We start from the raw sequence: 22378 nt of genomic DNA on the forward strand, positions 1-22378 counted from the left end.
CCGCAAAATAACCGTTTGCAATCTGCTCAACTTAAAATGGATTAACGTTCAGCGTGAGCGGTAAACAGAACCGTTTCCCCCTCATCAAACTGGCATTGGTCACTGGCCGAGATCCCCCGAAGCAGCTGTCCGGCTGGAATACCATGCTCATTGGCGACTTGGCGTAAGGTTTGAATCGTGACGCGAATACCATCGGCACTATGATCCACGTCTGGGTAATCACCATCGGTCAGTAAGATGGGCAAATCTTTCACAAAATTAACCATCTGTTGCCGCTGCACGTGTTTGGGGTCGGTACTTGAGTTCGCATTGGCCGCAATCGGCTTTTGCTTACGCTCAGCTCTTGTGGCGAGCTCTTTTGCTTGGGCACTGGTTGTCTCAGTTCGACTCGGACGCTGTGAAGCCTCTTTGTTCTGAATTGCTGACACTGATTCTGCGTCTTGTTTGGGAAGGTCAATCAGTGCAGTAAGCCCTTTAGAAATCGATACTTTCAGCAGCAACCCTTGCTCCTGAACGCCATCTTTCGTAGTCACAGTTCTGGCCTTACGTGTCGGGTTTGCGGGATCTAGTTCAAGCCAATCTAATTGACTGAGTTCAGCAAGCAGTTTTCGGGGAGCACACCAAGGCCTTACGGCATCGGGATAGCGGATCAAGATCTGTTCACCAACCATAACCAACGCACTGCTGGCCCCTGGGAGCCACGCTAAAGATTCAGGCAGATTCAATGTTGCTTCGTTTTGCTGGCTTACGTTATTTCCGATTGCAGCATCGTTTGAATCGTTAGGCTTTTCGCATCCATCACCTGGAGCATTTTCAGTTGCCTGGGGGTTATTAACATCACTAGCAAGACGAAGTTCATCATCTTGTTCGGACGGTTTTGTCGATGGCGACTTAGTCGAATTGCTATGTTCGATTGATGATGACGCTTCAGGCAAGTCTGGATGCTCACTGGAACGACTCTGAGGTTCTGCTTGTGTTTGCTGTGTTGCTTCCCACTCAGATTTGCTAAACAGTCTCACGCTACTTGGTACATTCGAGCTGAACAATAAATCGGCCTCAGATATATGCAGCATGGGTAACCAGATTGGTTTGTCGTCTTTGATCAGCACTTCAGGGGCAAGGCTTTCATATCGCTCATTTGAGGCGGATTTCGTGGCCAATCCTCGCTCAATGAGGATGTCCGCAAGGGTATCGGGATCTCTTGGAATGCCAGGTATCTTGTCTTTGGACAACAGCTCAATGATGTCCTTAGCCGCGCTTTTCCAAACCAGGTAAAGATGGGTTGATTGATTTGATTTTCGTACCCAGACTCTGGCGTCTCGCTGATTGACCAGCCATTGCGAACTGGCAAGTAATCGCCTCATGGCATCAAGTAGATAGCGTTCGACTGGGACACCAAGGGCATTGTCGTCAACGGAAATTCGTTGAGCTTTTAGGTCTCGCTGGACACTGGTTTGGTCAGCTTCAATAACCAATTTGGACAGGACATGATCGGGATCGGTATTGCCAATTGCCTCCAGCATGGCTTGCAAAATCTCAGGGCCCGGCTGGGTTAACCAGGCGAGCAACTCAGGTGTCATCACCCGGTTTAAAACCAGAATTGAGAATTGCTCGTGCCGCTTGCAACGTCCGTCGCGCCAGCGAATGAAATAGCGTTCAATGCTGTTATTAGTGGTCCACTGAGATAAGGTTTCTAAAAAAGGGTTCCATTGATAGCGTCCATCTTCATCCGTGATGGACAAGTCTGAAACGGGCTTACCAATATCATGGAACAAACCGCCCAATGCCGCCGCAACACGCCACCTTGGCTCTAGCTCTTTTTTCTCAACTGGAGTGCCACTGGTAACAAAAATGATCCCTTCAGCTGCTTGTGCCGCCCAGAAAGCAACTTCCAACGAATGACGTAATAAACCACCAGCACCACTGTGATGATGATGCTCAGAAGCTGGCAGCAAGTGGACATAAGCAGCCAGATGATCAATGCAGGGCTGAATCAGCCTTTGAAACTCACGCTGATTAAAGCCAAGTACCTGGCGCAGTTTGGCAATTAGCTCGTCTTGTGTGGACTGCAAATCCTCGGGGGACGCAGCTGGCAACCCTTTCAGGAATGGCGGGTAGCGTGGAATTTCCGCATCCGGTTGCGATGACAGCTCTGGTAGTGCTTTGGTTTGAAAAAATAGGTTTTTGAACATAGTGAACCTCCGACACGATAGTGTGGAGGTTCAAACAGGGTTGTTTAGTTCGATAGCTTCAAGAATCTTGCATCAAACTGTCATACCAATTTCTGGCCACTAAGTACCAAAGGTCCGTACTCTCTGCGCTCCATGTTTGCATCGTAATTTCCCAGGTATGACTCAAACTCCTGTTGGATACGATCAATATCTGAGGTCTCCGTCGTGATGAACCCAAATGGAATAGAAGCTGATTCACCCGGTTTTTGTAGGTAAAAGCAAAGCAAGGAAAAGACACCAGGAATAGAAATGACTTCTACTGACCCGCCCAGAAAACCTTCAGCAACCTTTATAGCTTTGTCCTTCATTGGGCCGAGTGCCTTTTTCCATATCTGTTCCTGATGTTTGTCCCTGCTACCTGCCACAGGCAGATAGAGAAGGGTTTGAAGCCCTTTGGTGGCATTGAGCAATTCTGAAGTTCGACTAAAGGATTGATTGCTCATTAGCCAAAAACGATCTGACGGTGCTAGCCAGGTACATGTGGCACTGGATTTGCCGTCCTTCAAATGCTTCTTGATGAGAGTCGTTAATTGGTTCCAGTTGGCGCTATTTGTTGGCGTGCCTAGAAAGTAGGAGCGGCAAGATGATGAGGCGCTTTGTTTAACCGCTAATATGGCTAGTGCAGTAAGGTCAATGCCATCCGATGTGAAACAATCGAGTAATTGTGGTTCATTTAGCGTAACTAACGCAGAAACAATGTCCTGAATATTAGAGGAGTTATATGAGCTGAGTAGTACCTCGTTCAGATTTTTTTGGATTTCATCAACATCAAAAAAACGGCTTTCTGAATGTCGTTCGATTGAATTACGTTCAGTGTCGAGTGAAAAAGTAAGCGCAAAACGGGCGGTATAATCTTTATTCTTTCTGACATCCGATAATTTATACAGCTCTACTTTACGAATATCGTTAACACCATCGAAGCTGATCGACTCTTCCTCAAAAATATCAATATAGTTTCTTAGGAATGCCGATTTAGCATAGTTGATACTATTGCTGAGTTTCTCTGTTTCTGGAGAAAGGCGTATGGCATTTAGAGGAGAACTAATCTTGTCATCGGATCGAATTAAACCAAATGACAATAGGTCAAATTTGAAGGTACTGGTTCCTTCAAATAATTTTGTGATTTTCGGACGATTGTCAGAGAGCCCATCAAAATATTTATGCGCCTCAGCGGTCAGTTGAATATTACCCTCGTTGTCCACGGAGATTTCATTCAGGCTGACTAATTGCGACACAGCTATGCTGATTTCCTTTTCAGAGAGTCCAAGAAATTTCGCCAATTGGGTAGCCGACATATTACCCACTTTCAGCAGGCGCAGGATAAACTCGCGAATGAAGGGTAAATCACTTCTGCCTACCAGTGTGTATTCAAACCTAAAGGCCTGAACAGGTACCGCAATATCTATCGTCATTAGAGGAATCAAAGTGTGATTTTTCATTATCGTTTCCCTCCATTCTTCACCGTCTGTTTCGCTGACACGATGCGATACTCTTCGCTTTGGTGACTTTGGATATACGAGGCCACTTGGCCAAGTGGCAAAGAAGCGTTTTCTCGGTTCCACATTTGCATGGAGCCAACAATCAATAAACGATCCATAGCACGAGACATGGCAACATTGATCCGGTTAGGTTCTTTCAAAAACTTGGGCTTTCGATCTTTACCATTGCGGGTAATTGACACAATGATTACCCGATTCTCCTTACCTTGATAGCTATCAACCGTATCGATTTTGATCAGGGTTCTGAACTCAGGACTCCAGGCTAATTCGTTGAACTTTCTTCGTAAGAGTCGTTTTTGAGCACCATACATACAGATAACGCCAATGGCAGGTTCGCCTGAAGAAACTAGAGAGGTAAGCTGTTCAACATAGTCGCCATTGGCTTCAATCTCTTTTAAAACGGCGAGAATCTGATTTGCTTCTTCAAGATTAACGAGGCTCGTACCATCTTCACTGTCGAAGCCGAACTTACATTCTGACGTGTCCAGCCAGGTCACAGGTGCTTTCAAAACATCGATGCCATCATTATAAAAAACAGGGATTTCTCGATCTCCTGTGATCAAAGGTTGTTCATAGAAAGTATCTGAAACCAGTCGACTGATCGGTTCAGCCATACGGTATTGAGTCAAAAGGCTCCTTCCGACGGCTTTGCCGTATGGAGACAGAAATGCCTTTTCAAAATCGCTCTTGAAGACTTCCTTTTGAAATGGCTCAACTCTTGGAACACCCAGTTTCCTCAATATGGCGTTTTTATGCTCCTCCTGGAATAGAGGTGGCAATTGCTTGTGATCCCCAACCAGCAAAATACGATTGGCAGATTGCATTGCAATAGCAAGCTCTGATGATATAGAACGTGCCGCTTCGTCGATAATCACCCAGTCATATTGAATCTGATTTAGGCCCAGATGCCCGAGCCCCATACCTACGCAAGTCCCGCATACCAAAGTTCTGGATCTGGCCAGAAACTCCTCATAGCTTCCAGGATTGGATGATAGCCTGTCTCTGTAATCATTAACCAAATCTAACAGGGCGCTTATGCGTCTATGCTCATGGGGGCCGATGCCATAAAGCACATTAAGGTGCTTATCGATTTTTTCACCGATACTGCCTAGCTCCAACTCACTGATCTCAATTGAATATGATTCATTGAGTTCAGATATGATTTGATAACAAAGCGATTCCAGGCTAGACGATAAACTGGCTGACAGTTGCTCGTCCGAAGAATCACTAATATCAGCCTGCAAGCGAAGTGCGTTTTTGATTTTCTTCTTGATACCAAGTTCCGCGTTGAGAATGGCATCAATATACTCAGGTTCCAACTTTAGTGATGGCTGAATAAACTGAATTCGCTCCCTGATTTCAGCAATAAAGGACTGTCTTCTTGATTCGATCAAGTTGCGTGAATAAACATCTTTAAGGCCTTGGGAGACCGATGCTTCTGAGTTACTGAATCGAACAATATCAATTGGAGTTTCCAGTCTAGAGCAGTGTTTACGGATACGCTCAACAGCCGTATTGACGGCCTCGTGTGACTGACTAACAAGCAAAATATGCTGTGCATTACCTTCAGTCATCAAGTAATGTACGAACGCCGAGATAAACTCTGTTTTACCTGTGCCTGGTGGCCCTTGTAAAAGTGACAGTGGCCCTTTGCTAAACAGGGTTTTGAAGGCATCGCGCTGTGCCTCGTTCAGACTAACTGTCAAATTGTCCTCATCGTCATATTGATTATATCGATCCAACTGTTCTTCAGTAGGAACAACTTTATAATCCGTAAAAGGTTGATCTATAGAGGGCTCAAAATAGTCTGTTAGGTCAGATATGACCGCATTCTTATTGAGCACTCTCTCCATCGCCTTTTTACGGCGACTGTAGGATGCCCTGTCTCGTTTTGTGCGAAGGTATAAAACGTCGCCGGTTTTTGGGTAATTCTTACCGGAACTCAGCGGGACTCGCATTTCTGAGCTGGTGGACTGGTCAATGTTGACCTTCCCTACGATAAACTCCTTATCATCGACCTTCTTGATGGCGATGACATCATCCTCTTTAGAAAAGCGGTCAAGCACTTCGTTATCTGAATCATAAGGAATAACCAATTCATTTTTTCGAATATCAGGCTTCGGATCGTCGGCGACTTCAACGCTTGGAAGCGCTTCTGTCTCTGTCTCTAAAATAGCCTTCCATATGTTCTTTGTGGCAATCTTTTCATTCTTTATTGAAACAATGGATTCTTCATCATATTCAACATCAGCAAGTAACTTCTTGAGTTGCTCATCAATGTCTTTACTGAGCTTCTCATCGACCTCTTTGCTTTGAGTGTTTTCCTTAACTGCTGCTTTACTATCAATAAGAAATGTTTCGTGAGCCAATAGGTAGGACTGAAGTGCTGAGGTATCCGTCTGGTAATCAGAAGGTTCGATGTTGATTTTTATGGGTAGCGTTAACTGGCTTTTATCCCGAATCCAGGGTGGAATATCATCGGTTTTGCGAGGTGTTAGTCCACCTTCGATAGCTTCATTTATCGGGTTAAAGAAAATCGTCCAGGAAGAGTCTACACCAGACAGTAACACCTTCACTGAGTCTGTATTTTTCGTGGAGGGTTCATAAAACAGAAACAGCTCGCCGTTATCAGGTAAAAGACTGATTGCTTCGTTAAAGTCCTGACGGAATAGCTGGACGTTCAACTCCTCGATGGATTCAGATGAGGTTTCGTAAAGCTCTTTGAGTGACTGGCTAAATCTTTCCAAAGAAATAAACCCGGCACTGTCCGATTTTTCAGCTTTGATGATTTCAATTAACTGCGGATGCGTATTTTCTTCTTCTAGGTCATCCCAGTCGAGTCCAAGGAGCTCACAAGCCATACGAATAACAGCATAGTTATCGCGCACAATGGCTGTTGCGTTATGGATCGTTTCAGGACTATATCGATGGTTTTTAACTTCAGTTGTCCCAAGCTTAAAGTCGGGTAAGTCGATGATATAGACGTTAAGTTCTTCACCTTCGGCCAGTACAAGTATATTCCCAGGATGTATATCGCCATGAGTAACTTCACTTTCATGCAAGAAGCTAACATGGCTAATTAAGGCGTTGATGGCTTTGAGCTTCTGTTCTTCAGAAACATTGTAAGTCGCCCATGTGCCCCATGAGGGCGCGTCGATAAAATCCTGGATCAGAAAAAGTTCAGATTTGTGGGTAATACCCGTGTCCCGAATGCTAGGGATAAACCCAGCTCCAAGCCCCTGGATCTTTTCAGCTTTCTCAATAAAAGCTTTGCAGAAAAAGATATTACTGGAATCTTCATTGTCGAGGGCGTTGTTCCAGATTTTAACAAGTAGCTGACCCGAGCGATAAACTTCTTTTGCATCGGTAGAGGATATTTCCTCATCTTCGACATAGGTCTTATAGAGTTTAATCTCGGTTTTGTATTGTTCGATAAGGGAACTATCAAATAGCTCAATGGTTTCTGCTTCAGGCTGTGATGCTGAAAAAGCGGCTAGAAATTCGTGAGCATTCCGGTAACGATCCTGTGGCTCAGGACTGATAGCTTTTTGTATGACAGGTGCGTACCAGATACTGGAAGCGGTAATGTTATTTATAGCGTCTTTAATTGATGCGGGATTGAGGCGTTTCCCCTGCATTATCAGCCAGGTCAGAATGCCCAGTGAATATATGTCACGGTCATACTCGGTGCCATTATGCTCCGAGTTCTGCTCCTCAGGGATGGGTATAATCCCTGAGCTAATTGCTTTGCGTCTATCACCGACAGTTCCTGCTGGCTTATGGTAGGCCGACATGAAACTGGACATGGCCATTTTCATACCAGGGGAAAGCCATAAGCTGTGATCGCCAATATCTCGGTGAGCAATTTTTATATCATGCAGAGAGGAAAAATTATTCAGGATAATTTTGACGAGTGTCGCCCGCTCTTCTTCGGCGAACTTGATAACAAAAGAAGAAATAAATTCATTTAGGCGTGAATAGTTATGGGGAAGCTCAAAAAGCTCGTAAAACTCCTCGGTAATATTGTTTGGATCAATATTGGTCAGAGAGCGTAAACAGGCGTTATATAAATCCCCGTCGTTTGAACGTATGAATGATAAGACTTCTTTCTCGTGACTGACGATTTTATAGCGTTCGTCTCGCGTTTTACTGCCAGCATCATCTAACTCAGAGAAGTCCCATCTTCTCAGCAGTGCAAAGTCGTCCTTGTTGTTCTTGTTTTTAGATAAGAACTCGGTGTATATGGACTCAATGTTCTCTGGCGGGAATATCTTCTCAATGGCTTCGTAACCATCGACGATTAGACTCTTGGGTTTGGTCTCACCTTCGGAGAAGATTTGATCAAAAACCGAGATGTCTTGGTTTAAGCTTTTATTGGCTTGCGGATGTGGTCGAAAGCGTTTGTTGTACGCATCTTCGACCGAAAGTTGTAGAAACTCATTTAGCGTTAGGACGTGTTCCTGTTCTCTAGGCGGCAGTTTAGAAGCATCAGCTGTGCCCGTTAACACTACTAGAAAGTCTACCTTGGGACGGTCAAACTTGTGCCCCTGAAAGCTAGGAAAAGCCCGCCCACACTTGGCAAGTTTCGATGTGAGCAGATGAGCCTTGTCTTGTGTTTTGCTGACAGCTGATCGCTCTCTGTACTCTCCATTTTGATACCAATTATCACCAGACGCAGTAAGCTCGCCATTCCAATGCTTTAGCTCAACGATGATGACGTTATAGTGGGTCACAATGACAAGATCGAATTCCCCTTCACGGCCAGAACCAGCAAGTCGAAAGCCTGCATATCCTTTCCAGGGGAACATAGCATTCCCTCCAAGCTTTAAGACCTTTAAGTCACTCAAAGAGCCGAGTTTTGCTGGTTTGGATTCCTGCTTCTGGTTAGCAGCAGCAAAAGTTTGAGCGATTTTTTCTATGGCTCTAACTTCGTGAAGCGTTAATCCACCTTCCCAGTATTTAACGTCCATTTTATTTGTATCATGCGACATTGATTAATATTCCAATTCAATTCCAGTTAACGTCATCCCTTCTCCTGCCATATAACACCTTAGAAGTGATGTATACCTACCATTCGTTGCATACTTGCCTTAAGTAGAGGTGTCATCAATTTATCAAATGTGACCACTTATTTTCTCCTTAGTCGTTTATTTGCTAGAAAAAGAGCACTATCCTTTTTATAGACGCCCAATTACCAAATTTGATAATGGCAAGCTCAACTAAATGAAGTAATAAATTAGTCTTGCTCTCTGAGCATCAGCTCAAAATCATCACAAAGTTTATCAACCAAATCTTCAGTCTCTTTAAAGAAATAGTCACCGACTTTGGAACGATAGAGCGCACGATACTTACGATAAATTTTTGAAAAATCATCATAGATTTCATTTTCTGAAACATGCGACTTAATCTTAACGATCAATCGCTCACCTTCAGTAGAGCTGTTTACATAGCTGAAGAAGTCAGAAATTTTTGATTCGAATTCCAGAATGAGTGAGCCGATTTTCTCTTCCTGATCGTTGCGTGCAGCAATAATTGCTAAAATGTCATATTGCCCACCAGGCCCAGGAGGTGCTCCGGTTGCGACTTCTGTTGGTTTCTTTTTCTTCTTTTTAGGTTCTTCAGCAATTACTTCAACCATGCCTATTTGGTTGTCAAAATACACTTCAATAGGGTCTTTGACGTCATCGCTTCGATGAAGCATGTTATATAGGGTGTTGAATTTACGCCAAAAAAACAGAAAGCTTGGTTCGCTATACTTGGCATCCAAGGCTATTACAAATTCAATGCGATTTAATATCGTAAAATATTGTGCTGCTTTAGCCTTGGTATCTGCTGTGCGCTGAGGGTTCGCTTCAATGTATTTTTTAAGACTGCTTTCAAAATCAAGATAGGATTCAGGCTGATCTCGTTTGACAGGGTCCCTATAAATTCCCATAAACACATTGAAAAACTTATCGTACGTATCAGACTTGTTGAGCTCAGTAAGGAGAATATCGAGAACCTTTTTATCTCCGAAAGGATCAAAGTCGCTGACAACAACATCAGAGAAATGCTCAAACGCATCTTTGATGTTCTGAACGTTTACATTGTTATAAGAGAAATCAACAATTTTACAGTCGTTTTTATACTTGGCCGTTCTGTTAACACGTGAAATCGTTTGTATGGCGCTAATACCACGAATTTCTTTATCCAAAAACAGCGTATGCAGTTTTTTCTCGTCAAACCCTGTCTGAAGCTTGGCGACAACGATGATCAAGCCATTTTTCTTTAAGGCAAAGTTCTCCAATACTTTTTCTTCAGATAGGCCTTCATTCAAGCCCGTAGCACTTTGCTCGTCCTGATTGCTCGAATAAACAATATGAATTGGAGCCTCTGCATATTTCTCATATTTAGGAAGCTTAACCAACTCGTTAAAGTATTTAGTGACGGCTTCCTTATAAGCGATAGCCGACTTAATGGAATATACTGCAAGCATGGCTTTACCAGTACCACGTATTTGGCGGTAAACATCTTTTACCAGAAGGTCGGCAACATACTTGGATATTGCGTCAATACGTTCTCGGTTCTCATACACCTGCTTTTTCTGAGCATCTTTAAACTCCTTCTCTGTGAAACCTTCGAGTGGATTTGAAGGTAAATCAAATAGCATTTTAGATGCTACTGGTACAATGTTTTTAAGCGGGTTGAGGATGAAGCCATCTTCTATCGCTTCTTTCATGGTAAAGCTATCAAATGGCCGCCACAGCTTTTCGCTTTCTGCATAACCGCTAAATTCACCAAAACGTGCCAGCGTGTGATCATCCGGTGTAGCGGTGAAACCGACAATTAAGTTCTTCTTCGTTGCCTTCCCAGCATAAGCTTCGCCATCAAAAGGACTTTGCAATTCGTCGAAGATACTGACCATTTCTTCATGTTGATCACCACTATTAGAGCGATGTATCTCATCGATGAGAAAAACAATACGCATTTTGGCAAGCTTTGCTAAAACACTCGCATCCATCATCTCTTTAACTGCGCCGAACTTCTGTAAGTTAACAATCACAATTCGGCTATCAGAGGCTAAAGCATTTTGAAAGGTCTTCTTGTTCGTAGCTTCAACCACCAAGCGCTTATCAATATTCATGTTAAGCATTAGTGAGTCTATCTGGCTGCGCAACTGCAATCGGTCAACGACTATCATGACCTTGTCGTACACGTACTGCATATTGCCATTTTCGTCTGGGCGGCGAAGGTCTTTTAGTTGCAGTGCCGACCAACCGATAATATTTGACTTACCAAAGCCTGCTGCATATTGCATTAATAGAGAATAAACGTTTTTGTTATTCGAATAGGCTTTACGCTTTTGAAGGAGCTCAGCTTTTTTAGCTTCACTAACGCCAACCAACTGCTTCTCAAGAAGCTTTTCGAAATAATCGGGGTCTTGTTCATGGTCTAAAAATTCATCTATCTTAGCCATGATTTTATCTGTACCAAACTTCTGTTTTGGCCTCGGCGAAATTAAGAATCCCGGCTCATTCTTAACCTCTTTAATGCCTTTTTTGACGTGTACGTCGCGTTCAATAAAGTTGTAGTATAGGATTTCTTTCTCAACCATGAACTTACTATAAAGAGCATTGAATAACTCTTTTAGCTTGGACTTTTTATCAGCATCAGGTTTAAGTAGAGGATATAGCTTAAATACGCTATGCGCCTTTTTTTCTATCTCTTCTCGGTCAAACTTGCCTTCTCGACAAGTTGTGAGTATTTCATCGAAATAGTCTGCAATGGTGCGAATAACATAGGTTTCACCAATATCTGTTGTGGTGATATGTATAGCCTTTTCGAATATCTTTAAAAAGTCTTTGCGCAGCGCAAGCTTTTCATTTTCACTCAACATATCATTACTATCGATATGTTGGTGATAGGCTTTCACCGCTTCAAAGTAGTCTTTTATCACCTTGCCGCGCCCGTTTTTACTAGCGTTTTGGCTGGTATAGTTACTTTTCAGTTCGCTATAACCCAGATAGATACCATTTACAAAAAGCACGATATCAGGGCGGAATGAGAATATCTGCTCGCCCTGAAACTTAAACTTATAAGGCAGCTCCTGTACAACCGAAAATATATTCTGCTCAAATAACTTGTTGCCGTGAATGACACTATCACTTGGGTAGAACAGGTGCAGCTTTACGCCTTGCAGGGTAATCGACTTATTTGCATTAATAAACAAAGCCATATTACGGCTACTGCCAATACGCTCTTGAATCAGCTCTATAAGCTCTTTAAGTAATAGGTTTTTGTCACCCTTATACTTTTTTAGCAGCGTATCGTAAGCCTTCTTGTTGAGATCAGTGTCACTGATGAAAGCTTCTAAGTCCTCCTCAATAACTAAAGAGTTGGTCACCGTGTTGGCCTTGACTTCTCTGTAGCCGAGTTCATTACAGAAGAAAGGAATCAAGAACTTATCTTGTAAGTGTAGTTCGTTCATGCAGCTCCTCCTGCATCATTGCTGGTTTTTGTAATCTTAACGTGTCCATTTACTGCGTCATTTACTATTGCAACCCTCAACTCCGACAATTTAGTTAACTGAGTTTTGAGATTATTAATAATTCCATCTAGCCTTTCAGTTGCCGAATCTAGATATGCCGAAATTTTCAATTGCTCATGATATGGTGGGTTAGGAACTAAAGTGTCTCGAATATCTTGGACAGATATAGCAACATACGTAGAGCCAGTTGCTATACTATTGAAATACCTACATAATGATTTCATTAGATAAAGGTGATATCGATGATCACCTTTGGAGCGGAAGGCACAAAGGCCACGACCAATTCCATAGGCTTTATTTGCCACGTTCACAGCACCAACAGGCGCTCTCACGGATACCAATATATCGCCTTCTTTGGCATATTTTTTAACAGCATTGCACCAAACCTTTTCTTGTGGATGCTCAGCGCCAAATTCTGCATTTCCTTGCAAGAATGCTTCGCCTTTACCTTCATCTACGTAACTTGACGACTCTGGTGATTGCCCCATAATAGTATCACCAAGCTCTTTAAGTCGTTTTACTTCCCAATGCTTAGGCTTTTTAGCTGCCCAGATATAACCACTTTCTTCAAAAATACATTCATTTTCTACGCCATTAACCACTGCATTAAAAATTATGCTTTCTCTAAGCTCTTTATACTTTTTGATCTTCTCTAGCAGTAACTTTTGTTTGGAATCTATTTGTTTACTTTTTGTGTCCAAGTAGTCTGATATAGTTGCTTGCTCAGCATAGGAAGGATTTGGAACTGTAATTGCTCCAAGCTTGTCAAAGTATAGCCGCAAACGCATGTCCATAATGCCGCGTGAATTTTTACGGAATATTTTTTTGGCTGTTTCAGTTCTAAAAAGATAAGCAAAGTACCTTGGGTCAATGTCTTTACTTACCTGTCTCAGTACGTCATAGGCAGGACTAGTAACACCATCATATTCAGACAAGCCCACTGAACCCATCCAAGCCAAAAGCTTGTTCACGACAATATCGTTCTTTCTGACAATCCAATACCCATCGGTCGTGCTGGCTTTGTTACCTCTGGCTTCCAAATCTTTGCGTGGCTTTACCCCAATGCCTGCATATAAAGAGAGTAACTCGTAATCATTGTCTGCTGGTGCTGCGTCGGTTACTAACCTAAATAGATCTTTTACGCGCTTTTCTTGCCACTCACTAGGTATAGTTTCTGACCATTCGCCTTCGGCGTTTTTATACGAATCATAGGTTTCTGAATGCAACTTCATAGTGCGATAGCCTCATCCAGTTGTTTTAACTCTTCCTCTAGTGCTGCGATTTCTTTTAAAACATCTTCAACACTGTGTTGCGCTTCAGGCTTGAAGAAAATTTTGTTAAAGTTAATTTCTACACCCACGACATTTTCAAGATATTCAAACGGTTTACTGATGTATTTCGCCATAAAGGCTTCAATAGCTTGCTGATTAAGCACAGAATCTTTGTTAAATGGAATAACTTCGTAGTCTTTTTGATAATCCGGAGTCAACTCAACAGTAATTTCAATTCGTTCCGGTAGTTTTTTTGTGCCTTTCTTGACCGCAGCCTTAATGATAATTTTCCCGCACCCTAATGCTTGAGCAGCCCCTGTTTTACGATCTTCTTTGATTAAGGTTTCTTGCTCGTCATCGTAATAGTAGGTGCTTGAATTGGTCGTGACCTTAAGTGATTGTTTTTTTAGCTAAGACCTGAAACAAATGGTTTGATATCTTGTTCAAAATACTCAAACAAAGAACTGTAAAATTCACTACTAAATTCTGTAATAGAAAACTCATTAAGCACTCTCTCACCGTCAGTCAAAGACGTAACCGTTAATGGTTTAGAGGCAGCTCTCTTCATTTCGCCAGTTTTTTTGTCTTCTTTCATTGGCAGCTGCGATTCAAAACTTAACCCGTTTTGATCTACATTGGTTAGCATGATCGCTTGTTTGTTGAAGTAGAAGTGTTCCTTTTCAAAGACCTTGGTAAATTCATTATCTTGATATTCAAGCAGTGCTTGTACTATCTCGGCTCTTTGCTCTTCGGCTACTTCGCGCTTCTTCGAACCTTTACTTTTCTTGAGTTCTGTCCACTTTTCACTGGCATTAATCAGCAATACTTTGTCTTCAGATTTTGGATCTCTATTTTTGTTTAGCACCCAAAGGTAGGTGTGAATACCGGTGTTGAAAAACTCATCTGTTGGAAGCTGAATAACGGCCTCGACTAGTTTGCTCTCCAACATCCACTTTCGGATGTTACTTTCAGCCGAACCAGCATCGCCACTAAATAATGTAGAACCATTATGAACAACAACGCCTATACCATTGGCATCCAATTTTGATATTAAGTGCTGCATAAAGAGCAACTGACCATCAGAGATGGATGGCAAGAATTTGAAACGTTCGGTTTTGTCGTTTTGAATGTCTTTAGCGTAACCGGACCAACTTACACCATAGGGTGGGTTGGCAATAACCACGTCAAACTCTTCGTTGTCGAATTTATCGTCAACCAAAGTATTACCGTGTTCGATTTTTGAATCAGGGCGAAAACGACTTTCGATCTTTGCTAGCGCATAAAGCGCGTCATTCCAATCTTGCCCATACGTTTGAGTTAGACGCTTAAACTTTTTGTTTATACGATCTTCAACACCAAATAGCATGTTGCCGCCACCGCAGGTACAGTCATAGATTTTAAGAAGCTTGTCGGATTCTTCTATTTTCGAAGCGACAATATCACTGATGAGTGCAATTACATCATCAGGGGTGTACTGCTCCCCGGCGGTTTCTGCTGAGATGTCAGCCCATTTACGTTTGATATGCTCTTCTAGTGTGGTGATCTCAGAGTTATTAAAAGGCTTGAGGTCAATTTCAGCCCAAAGTTTGGTATAGCCAAGCAATACCTTTTTTGCTTTGAGTTTGGCTATTACGCCTCGTATATCGAGAAACTTTTCGCCTTCAACGGCATCTACGCCAAGCAGGTCTTTCGTTTCACCATCAAAGCCATGAAGGTAGGCATCGAAGTCGATATCAAAAGATTTGTCGTTTTTACAAATATCGGATAAAGATTGGTTTTTCTCAAAAATGAAGATGTTGTAGCCTTGGCCTTTATCTTTGATGAGATCATAGAGATCTTCTTGTTGAATCTCTTTAAATGCTTCTTCGCCTATTTCTGCCTTTAGTTCATCAAACATCCGTATAAGCCGGCTTTCAATCATCACAAGAGCAAAGAAAGGCATCATGAACGAAGGCCATTCTGATTCTTTAATACCACTACCACGTAGAAGGTCAGCAGTTGCCCAAATTTTTGATTCGTATTGTAAAATATTCATGTTCTTCCCTATGCTGTGACGCTATCGAAACCAGGCGCAATCGCAAGGTTACCGACACCGTATAAAGTTTGATAATTTTTTAGCCATAAATGGAATTCGGGTGTTTTTAGCAGAGCCTCTTTAGAGCAATCAACATTCCAAAGCCGAAGCAAATACCCAGCGGTTGCCGCTCTAATCTCAACCTTTAGAACGCCACCCGTCATACCATAATCCAGCTCAATCGCTTCGCTATGCTCTATGCGTGGGTGCGGCACCAACTCCAGCTCTACAAAGCGATTCCATTGCCTGTCCTGAGTTTCGAGCTCCGTTTCAGACAACGTAGAGTCTTCAAGCACAACCGCTGCTTTAATTCTGGTCAGTACAAAGTCACGGAACTCACCATGCTTGCGGTCAAAACCACGAACATGCCAACGCAGGCCATTGTCCACCAGCGTATGCGGTACAATTTCACGCGTTGTTTCACCGCTCGATAACGACACATAGGTGATACTCAAGGCTTTGCCTTTGTGAATGGCCTCGGTGACCTTCGCCACTATAAATAGGCTTGGCTTGTTTAAGTGATAAGGCGCTTCACAAGCCAGCGGTGGTTTTACCTTTCCAGTAAAGCCATCTCCGTATCCTTGGCTAATCGTCGCCAGCGTTCTCACAACGTCATAGTCGAACAAGGGTTCAAATGCTTCACCACGTTTATGCAACTTTAGCTTTTGGTCATACTCAATGTTGCTTGGTGCAAGCTCTCGGTACATTGTGAAGTCTTTCGTTGCTTGTGCAGCAGCTATGCTGAAGCGATCGACTAAATCCGCCCGTACCGCTTCTCCCTTAAACAATAAGGTGAAATCGATGTGGGCAATGCGATCCCTGGTTGCTTGTGGCAACTGCGCTATCTGCGAAAGCCTATCTGGCTTCGCCACTACCGTTTGTTTCAGACCATCATTTGTCATGCGTCTTATTTATCCAATTCAACCAGATTCTTAAAACTCTGTTTATAAAATACGGTCAGACATCGCTTAATCACATTGAACGGCATGGCACAAAGCTGCTCTTTATCCGCAATGACTAATCAATCTCTACTGGTTGAAGCTGGACAGATGACCATAAGACACTGAATAGGCTTCAACCTAATTAATTTTATTAGGTATCATCCTATCACAAATTATTTTGTAGGGAAGACTAAGCGGCAACTTTTTGATCTGGATTGCAATTGCCGCTCAGGTATGGGCGTGAAGACCTTGTTTGGTGCCATCGATGATAGTTGCTATCAATCAATGCGCTACCCGAACCAATGGCACCACGATGTTACCGCGATGCGATACCCCTTTGTCCGACTCTGTAGACATCAGGGCTCGTTGCTCACTCTCCCGAATGCGCCTAGCAACTTCTGCCTGGGCTGGTAGCAATGGCAGCATCCCTTCAGCAATCGCGTCTGGGGCTGACTCTTGGCCACAGGACATCAAGTGCTTCCATGGATCTTTAAGAAAGCGCTCGAACGTGATGCCAAATTCAATGATGCGGGCAGAGACGAAGATTTCGCCCCAGTATTCAATGTAGGTGTCTTGGTACATGGAAAGATTCCTCTTGTTGGTTAAACCATGAGTTCACTTTCCATTTTCCAGAGGTTTTAAAATATGCAAGGCTTACCTTGTAGAGAGCTACAAAGCTTTAAATCGATTGCGGGCATCTTTGTAGTCATAGTGGGCATGTTCTGAGCCACGATGATACAAATCATCCAGGTAAGTTTGTTCCTGCGGCAACTCGTCTTCGCTGATTTCGCGCCACCAATGTTTGTTGGCACCTTTAACACCGTCATGCCAGCGGTAACCACGCTCTTTTAAATAGTCCTTTACGTCAAACGGCGCACCAAACGCACGAACTAACACAGTTCGCCTGTCTGCTTCAGACAACAAATTTGCAACGGACTCGGGCAACAAATGAAACAACCAGGCCATCGCCAAACAATCGGTTGCAGCTCGGTGTCCTTCATAGAACCAACCTAAGCGAAGCAGCAAGTACTCAAGTTTCCGACTTTCAAAACCCAGCGCCTTCCAATCTATGCCACTGGCTGAACAGGCCCAAGATAGATGGCCTAATGCGGCAAACCGCTTTTCAAAGAAAGGACGATCAAACTGTGCATTGTGTGCAACCACCAACGGATCATCGGATAACCAACTCGCTACAAGTGAATCATCAATGTGCTGGCCTTGCACCATCTCATCGGTGATGCCGGTTAACTCGGTAATCAGCTCGGGGATTGGCTTGCCGGGATCTTCATACAAGCTGATCACATCAACAATCGACACAATCCGCTGAGCAGAGGGGCTGTAAAGCACCTTAACCATACCAAGCTCAATAATGGACTCGTCCTCGGCAGACAGTCCGGTTGTCTCTGTATCGAGCAGCACCATTGGCTGTTCGTCGCCTACCATAGGAGAAAGTTCAAGTGGCCAGGACTGCGGCTCACGCGTTAATGGAATACGCTCCAGCAATCTAAAATCTTCTGGTCTTTCTGGGATCTCCGCGAGGCGCTCTAGCGGAAATGGCGCAGGGGCTCTTGTCATTGATGGTTCCTCTTCAATTCTATTGTTCGCTTTGGGTTATTTCACTGTGCCACAGGTTTTTCAAAATGCACCTTGAATACCTCAGCGTTTTTTTAATCTTTCTACTGGGTGAACCCATGTATGAAGGCTTTGGCTGAGCCTTTCAGAAAGCCTTAGCTAAACCGTTTAGGTAACCCTTACCGATACCCTTTACGTCTGGCTTAGCCAACCCCTTTTCAAACGGTTGAAAAAGGCTTGAACTGAGTTCGACTGAGCATTTTAATGGTGCTCCTGACTTCGCTTTAAGCCAGTAAATTCAATACGAAGCAGAATTTTACTAACTGTTTTTAAACCCTTTGCAAAGGGTTCAACAAGCCTTGCCTGACGGTTACTTGACCCATGCGTTAACCAGTAGCAGTAACAGGATCAGTAACAGAAACAAGAGCAGTAGGCAGAAGCAGTATTGTCCAAGCCTTGCAGGCTTTGACGAGGGCGAGCGATCCACCACATCTAGTTTTTCATCACAAAAAAGAAATCACCGACAACACAGCGTCTTACTCGAACAACTACAGTTTTACCTACAATTTTACTTGTAGAAATCAGCATAGCATTAGATACTGTATAAACAAACAGTATTAATTATGATTTTTCGAGGTTCGTCATGAGTGTCTCGCTGATAGGCCGTAGCGGCGCACTTGCCTTCATCAAAGCCAAGCGCCTTCGTATTCCATTGTTCATGGAACGTGTTTCTGCTGGTTTTCCCTCACCAGCGCAGGATTATGTTGAGCAAACGCTCGACCTTAACGAGCTTTGCATCAAGCGACCGGCTGCAACGTTCTTTGTACGTGTTGAAGGTGATTCAATGATTGATGCCGGGATTCACCCAGATGATATTTTGGTGGTTGATCGCTCTGTCCAAGCAGAACACGGTGACATTGTCATCGCTGGTATCCATGGTGAACTCACGGTAAAGGAGCTTCAACTAAGGCCGTGCGTCATGCTGATCCCAAGAAACCCGGCGTATGAGCCCATTCATATTCCTGAAGGGACAGAGTTAGAGATATTTGGTGTGGTTACCAATGTGGTGCGAAACATGCGCCGCAAGTCGTGACTATCCCATGCCAGTATTTGCCTTGGTGGACTGCAACAACTTTTACGCCAGTTGTGAGAAGCTGTTTCGTCCTGATTTAAAAGATACGCCGGTTGTGGTGCTGTCCAATAACGACGGCTGCGTGGTTGCACGGTCACGTGAAGCCAAGTCACTCGGTATTAAAATGGGTGTACCCGTCTTTCAGATCAAAGCTGAAATGCAGCGTCATGGCATTTTGGCTTTTTCATCCAACTATGCGCTGTATGCGGATTTGAGCAGTCGAGTGATGCGCACTTTGGAAGAGATGGCAGCAAGAGTAGAGGTTTACTCCATTGACGAAGCGTTTTTGGACTTAACCGGTATTGAGTCTGCCATATCTCTTGTCGAGTTCGGACAACAAGTGCGAGAGCGCATAGGCCACTGGATTGGGATCACCGTCTGTGTAGGCATTGCACCGACAAAAACACTCGCCAAGCTGGCTAACCATGCCGCAAAAAAATATCCGGCCACTCAGGGGGTTGTAGACCTGACCAATCCAGATCGGCAACGTCGATTGCTCGCATTAGTCCCGGTTGATGATGTTTGGGGCGTTGGTAGACGGCTTTCTAAGCGTTTAAATGCGTTGGGTATCACCACAGCCTTAGACCTCGCCAATGCCTCTCCTAGAGCTATCAGAGACCAGTTTTCAGTGGTTTTAGAGAGAACCGTCAGAGAGCTCAATGGTGAGTCGTGCATTGAACTTGAAGAGATCCCGCCAATTAAGAAACAAATCGTCTGTAGCCGTTCATTTGGCGTAAAAGTGACGCACTTTGAATTGTTACGTGAAGCCGTATGCGAATACGCAACCCGCGCCACTGAGAAGCTTCGCAAAGAACAGCAGCAAGCCAAAGTGCTGACCGTGTTTATACGTACCAGCCCCTTTAAGGACAACGAGCCGCAGTACAGCAACTCTGCATCGGGTGAGTTGTTGATCCCCAGTTGCGATACGCGGGATTTTATCGAGCTGGCCAATCACTTACTCAAGCGGATATGGAAGGATGGTTTTCGTTATGCCAAAGCGGGCGTCATGCTGTCTGACTTTTACGATCCTGGCATGTTTCAACCAGGACTATTCGATGACGTATCGAACCGCTCTAATAGCCAGCAGTTAATGTCAGTATTGGACACCATTAACCAAAGCGGTGCCGGAAAGGTTTTCTTTGCTGGACAAGGTACGAAGAAAGATTGGTCGATGAAGCGAGAGCATTTGTCTCCCGCTTATACAACACGCTGGGACCAGTTACCACGAGTGAAGTAGACCCGGTGATTTAATAGGCATTCACTCTGCGACGCAGCATGTTGAGCTTATCAACCTGGCGTCGAACATCACTGAAGAATTCTTCTTTCTCCATGGCCAGCGCTAGCTCCCATTCTTTGGCCAAACCTTGGCAGTCCAAAAATGCGTATCTCAGCTTCGTCTTTGAGATACGCAGTCCTTTACTAAAGACTACGCGCTTGCCTCGTTGACCGTGAAAGCTGTTGATGTACCACTCAATGCCAAAGCCATACTTAAAGTCTCTGATACGGACACCAAGCAGCCCCCAGTCTTTAAAGGGCTCATTCTCACGAACCTTGTAATGGGTTACCCAAAAGTCATCAACTTCAGCTCGTGCCAGCGCTTTTAGCCTGTCTGTTTCTTGCTGAAGTAAATCTGATACCTCTGCTTTCCATTGTTCATTGACGGTTTCTACCAAACCAATTTCCCCATCCAATTAACCCCAAAAGCCAAAACCACTATCCGTTTGGCTTTTGGATCGAAACGCCAAACGTAAAACTGCCGTAACAATCACTGTTTGGCGTCTCGATATAAATCAACTCGCGCAATCCCATACCTGACAAGGGATACAGCCCGATTTCACTTAAAAACGCCTAAAAAGACGTATCGTCATGAAGATACAAACCGTTTGGCGAGTTCAGGCCAGAATGCAAACGACGTTTGGCGTCTCGATTTTTTTGGCTCTGTTATCCGCCGCCAAACAGAGCCTATTCTCATACTTTTGCGAAAATGCAATAGGCAGATAGATGAAAGGATTTGTCACCTTTCTGCCCACCGCCAGTGCACCGAATCCTGATAATGACATTTGAGTGAACCGCCAGAGCACTTGGAATAGCCCAAGCGTGAACAGCGCGGTTGATTGAAAACCGTTAGAGCACTTTGAGTGCACAGGAGATAAGTATGTTTGTACTAGGCGTAGATATCGGTTACTCGAACCTGAAGCTGGCAATTGGCCAATCAGGCAGTGAACCGAAAACCATTATTCTGCCTGCGGGTGCCGGTCCTGCGGATCGTATGCCGGAGCGTATCGGTGGAGGCGATGATGAAACTTGTTTGTATGTGTCTGTCGATAATGAGCGTTGGGCGGCTGGTGTGCCTGCTGGACGCCTTCAAGGCTGGGAACGAGAGCTTCACCCGGAATATCCCACCACAAAAACCTATAAGGCGCTTTTTCATGCCGCCTTGTTAATGACTGAAACTGACTCCATCGATTTGGTTGTCACTGGATTACCGGTTTCCCAGTTTCATGAACCACAACGCAAGTCTGACCTTGTGAAGCGTTTAAAAGGTGTCCATCAAGTGACGCCTAAGCGCAGCATCACCGTTCATGACGTCAAAGTACTACCACAGCCTGCCGGTGCCTATATGGATCTGGTTCAAACAGGTGGTGATCTGGGCTTGATTGAAGAAGGTCGCGTCGTCGTCATAGATCCCGGCTTCTTTTCTGTTGACTGGGTTGCCCTTGAGGCCGGAGAAATTCGCTACAGCTCATCAGGAACCAGTCTTCAGGCAATGTCCGTTCTACTGGAAACTATTGATAAGCTGATTTCGGAAGATCACGGTGCCAAAGTAGGTATGGATCGACTTGAAAAAGCCATGAGAACAGGAGACTTGCAGGTCCTGCTATTTGGAGAAAAAGTCGATATTTCACCTTATCTGAATGCTGCCATGAAAAAGGTAGCGCCTGTTGCTCTCACAGCCATGCGCCAATCTATGCGCGACGAAAGCATTAATGCGGACTTGGTATTGATCGCCGGAGGTGGAGCCTTGGCTTATAAGGAAGCGGCCAAGGAGATTTTTTCACGAAGCAAGATCATCGTGCCTGAGCAGTCTGTTTTGGCGAACGTCCGAGGCTTCTGGTTTTATGGGGCCTGAT

At 44.1% G+C, this 22378-nt stretch carries 14 protein-coding genes; 3 read left to right on the plus strand and 11 right to left on the minus strand.

The window, feature by feature from the left end; all coding sequences use genetic code 11:
* Positions 1-41: 41 nt before the first annotated feature.
* The 10 genes from mobH to Q7C_RS02675 form a co-directional block, all read right to left on the minus strand.
* Positions 42-2192: a MobH family relaxase gene (mobH, locus tag Q7C_RS02630; protein WP_014703140.1), complete on the minus strand. Its 2151-nt coding sequence runs from the start codon at positions 2190-2192 to the stop codon at positions 42-44.
* An 80-nt stretch (positions 2193-2272) separates the two neighbouring features.
* Positions 2273-3670, minus strand: a complete 1398-nt coding sequence (locus Q7C_RS02635; protein WP_014703141.1) for a helix-turn-helix domain-containing protein — start codon at positions 3668-3670, stop codon at positions 2273-2275.
* Positions 3670-8721 carry an AAA domain-containing protein gene (locus Q7C_RS02640; RefSeq protein WP_014703142.1) on the minus strand — a complete coding sequence of 1684 codons (5052 nt, stop codon included), beginning with the start codon at positions 8719-8721 and terminating at the stop codon, positions 3670-3672. Before Q7C_RS02640 ends, Q7C_RS02635 begins: the two co-directional genes overlap by 1 nt.
* A gap of 245 nt (positions 8722-8966) precedes the next feature.
* Positions 8967-12197, minus strand: a complete 3231-nt coding sequence (locus Q7C_RS02645; RefSeq protein ID WP_014703143.1) for a DEAD/DEAH box helicase family protein — start codon at positions 12195-12197, stop codon at positions 8967-8969.
* Positions 12194-13489 (minus strand): restriction endonuclease subunit S, encoded by a 1296-nt coding sequence (locus Q7C_RS02650; protein ID WP_014703144.1) that lies wholly within the window; start codon positions 13487-13489, stop codon positions 12194-12196. Before Q7C_RS02650 ends, Q7C_RS02645 begins: the two co-directional genes overlap by 4 nt.
* Positions 13486-13746 (minus strand): hypothetical protein, encoded by a 261-nt coding sequence (locus tag Q7C_RS13755; protein WP_014703145.1) that lies wholly within the window; start codon positions 13744-13746, stop codon positions 13486-13488. Before Q7C_RS13755 ends, Q7C_RS02650 begins: the two co-directional genes overlap by 4 nt.
* 188 nt (positions 13747-13934) lie before the next feature.
* Positions 13935-15563 carry an HsdM family class I SAM-dependent methyltransferase gene (locus Q7C_RS02660; protein WP_014703146.1) on the minus strand — a complete coding sequence of 543 codons (1629 nt, stop codon included), beginning with the start codon at positions 15561-15563 and terminating at the stop codon, positions 13935-13937.
* A gap of 8 nt (positions 15564-15571) precedes the next feature.
* Positions 15572-16504: a WYL domain-containing protein gene (locus Q7C_RS02665; RefSeq protein WP_014703147.1), complete on the minus strand. Its 933-nt coding sequence runs from the start codon at positions 16502-16504 to the stop codon at positions 15572-15574.
* A gap of 321 nt (positions 16505-16825) precedes the next feature.
* On the minus strand, positions 16826-17125 hold the full coding sequence (locus Q7C_RS02670) for a hypothetical protein (RefSeq protein WP_014703148.1): 300 nt from the start codon (positions 17123-17125) through the stop codon (positions 16826-16828).
* Positions 17126-17212: 87 nt separating this feature from the next.
* Positions 17213-18118, minus strand: a complete 906-nt coding sequence (locus Q7C_RS02675; protein WP_014703149.1) for a 3'-5' exonuclease — start codon at positions 18116-18118, stop codon at positions 17213-17215.
* Between the two features lie 640 nt (positions 18119-18758).
* Here Q7C_RS02675 and umuD point away from each other — a divergent pair.
* A complete protein-coding gene (gene umuD, locus Q7C_RS02680; protein ID WP_014703150.1) occupies positions 18759-19208 on the plus strand; it encodes a translesion error-prone DNA polymerase V autoproteolytic subunit in 450 nt (149 codons plus the stop codon).
* Positions 19177-20484 carry a translesion error-prone DNA polymerase V subunit UmuC gene (gene umuC, locus Q7C_RS02685; RefSeq protein ID WP_014703151.1) on the plus strand — a complete coding sequence of 436 codons (1308 nt, stop codon included), beginning with the start codon at positions 19177-19179 and terminating at the stop codon, positions 20482-20484. Before umuD ends, umuC begins: the two co-directional genes overlap by 32 nt.
* A 10-nt stretch (positions 20485-20494) precedes the next feature.
* Here the strand turns inward: umuC and mobI are convergent, their stop codons facing one another.
* Positions 20495-20938 (minus strand): conjugative transfer protein MobI(A/C), encoded by a 444-nt coding sequence (mobI, locus tag Q7C_RS02690; RefSeq protein WP_014703152.1) that lies wholly within the window; start codon positions 20936-20938, stop codon positions 20495-20497.
* Between the two features lie 464 nt (positions 20939-21402).
* Here mobI and Q7C_RS02695 point away from each other — a divergent pair, with 464 nt between their 5' ends.
* Positions 21403-22377, plus strand: a complete 975-nt coding sequence (locus Q7C_RS02695) for a ParM/StbA family protein (protein ID WP_014703154.1) — start codon at positions 21403-21405, stop codon at positions 22375-22377.
* Position 22378: the final 1 nt, after the last annotated feature.

This window comes from Methylophaga frappieri, from assembly GCF_000260965.1.
Taxonomy (GTDB): domain Bacteria; phylum Pseudomonadota; class Gammaproteobacteria; order Nitrosococcales; family Methylophagaceae; genus Methylophaga; species Methylophaga frappieri.

Excerpts from the sequence above, each read along its gene's own strand:
- mobH (WP_014703140.1), bottom strand. The coding sequence starts at position 2,192 with ATGTTCAAAAACCTATTTTTTCAAACCAAAGCACTACCAGAGCTGTCA.
- Q7C_RS02635 (WP_014703141.1), bottom strand. The coding sequence starts at position 3,670 with ATGAAAAATCACACTTTGATTCCTCTAATGACGATAGATATTGCGGTA.
- Q7C_RS02640 (WP_014703142.1), bottom strand. The coding sequence starts at position 8,721 with ATGTCGCATGATACAAATAAAATGGACGTTAAATACTGGGAAGGTGGA.
- Q7C_RS02645 (WP_014703143.1), bottom strand. The coding sequence starts at position 12,197 with ATGAACGAACTACACTTACAAGATAAGTTCTTGATTCCTTTCTTCTGT.
- Q7C_RS02650 (WP_014703144.1), bottom strand. The coding sequence starts at position 13,489 with ATGAAGTTGCATTCAGAAACCTATGATTCGTATAAAAACGCCGAAGGC.
- Q7C_RS02660 (WP_014703146.1), bottom strand. The coding sequence starts at position 15,563 with ATGAATATTTTACAATACGAATCAAAAATTTGGGCAACTGCTGACCTT.
- Q7C_RS02665 (WP_014703147.1), bottom strand. The coding sequence starts at position 16,504 with ATGACAAATGATGGTCTGAAACAAACGGTAGTGGCGAAGCCAGATAGG.
- Q7C_RS02670 (WP_014703148.1), bottom strand. The coding sequence starts at position 17,125 with ATGTACCAAGACACCTACATTGAATACTGGGGCGAAATCTTCGTCTCT.
- Q7C_RS02675 (WP_014703149.1), bottom strand. The coding sequence starts at position 18,118 with ATGACAAGAGCCCCTGCGCCATTTCCGCTAGAGCGCCTCGCGGAGATC.
- umuD (WP_014703150.1), top strand. The coding sequence starts at position 18,759 with ATGAGTGTCTCGCTGATAGGCCGTAGCGGCGCACTTGCCTTCATCAAA.
- umuC (WP_014703151.1), top strand. The coding sequence starts at position 19,177 with ATGTGGTGCGAAACATGCGCCGCAAGTCGTGACTATCCCATGCCAGTA.
- Q7C_RS02695 (WP_014703154.1), top strand. The coding sequence starts at position 21,403 with ATGTTTGTACTAGGCGTAGATATCGGTTACTCGAACCTGAAGCTGGCA.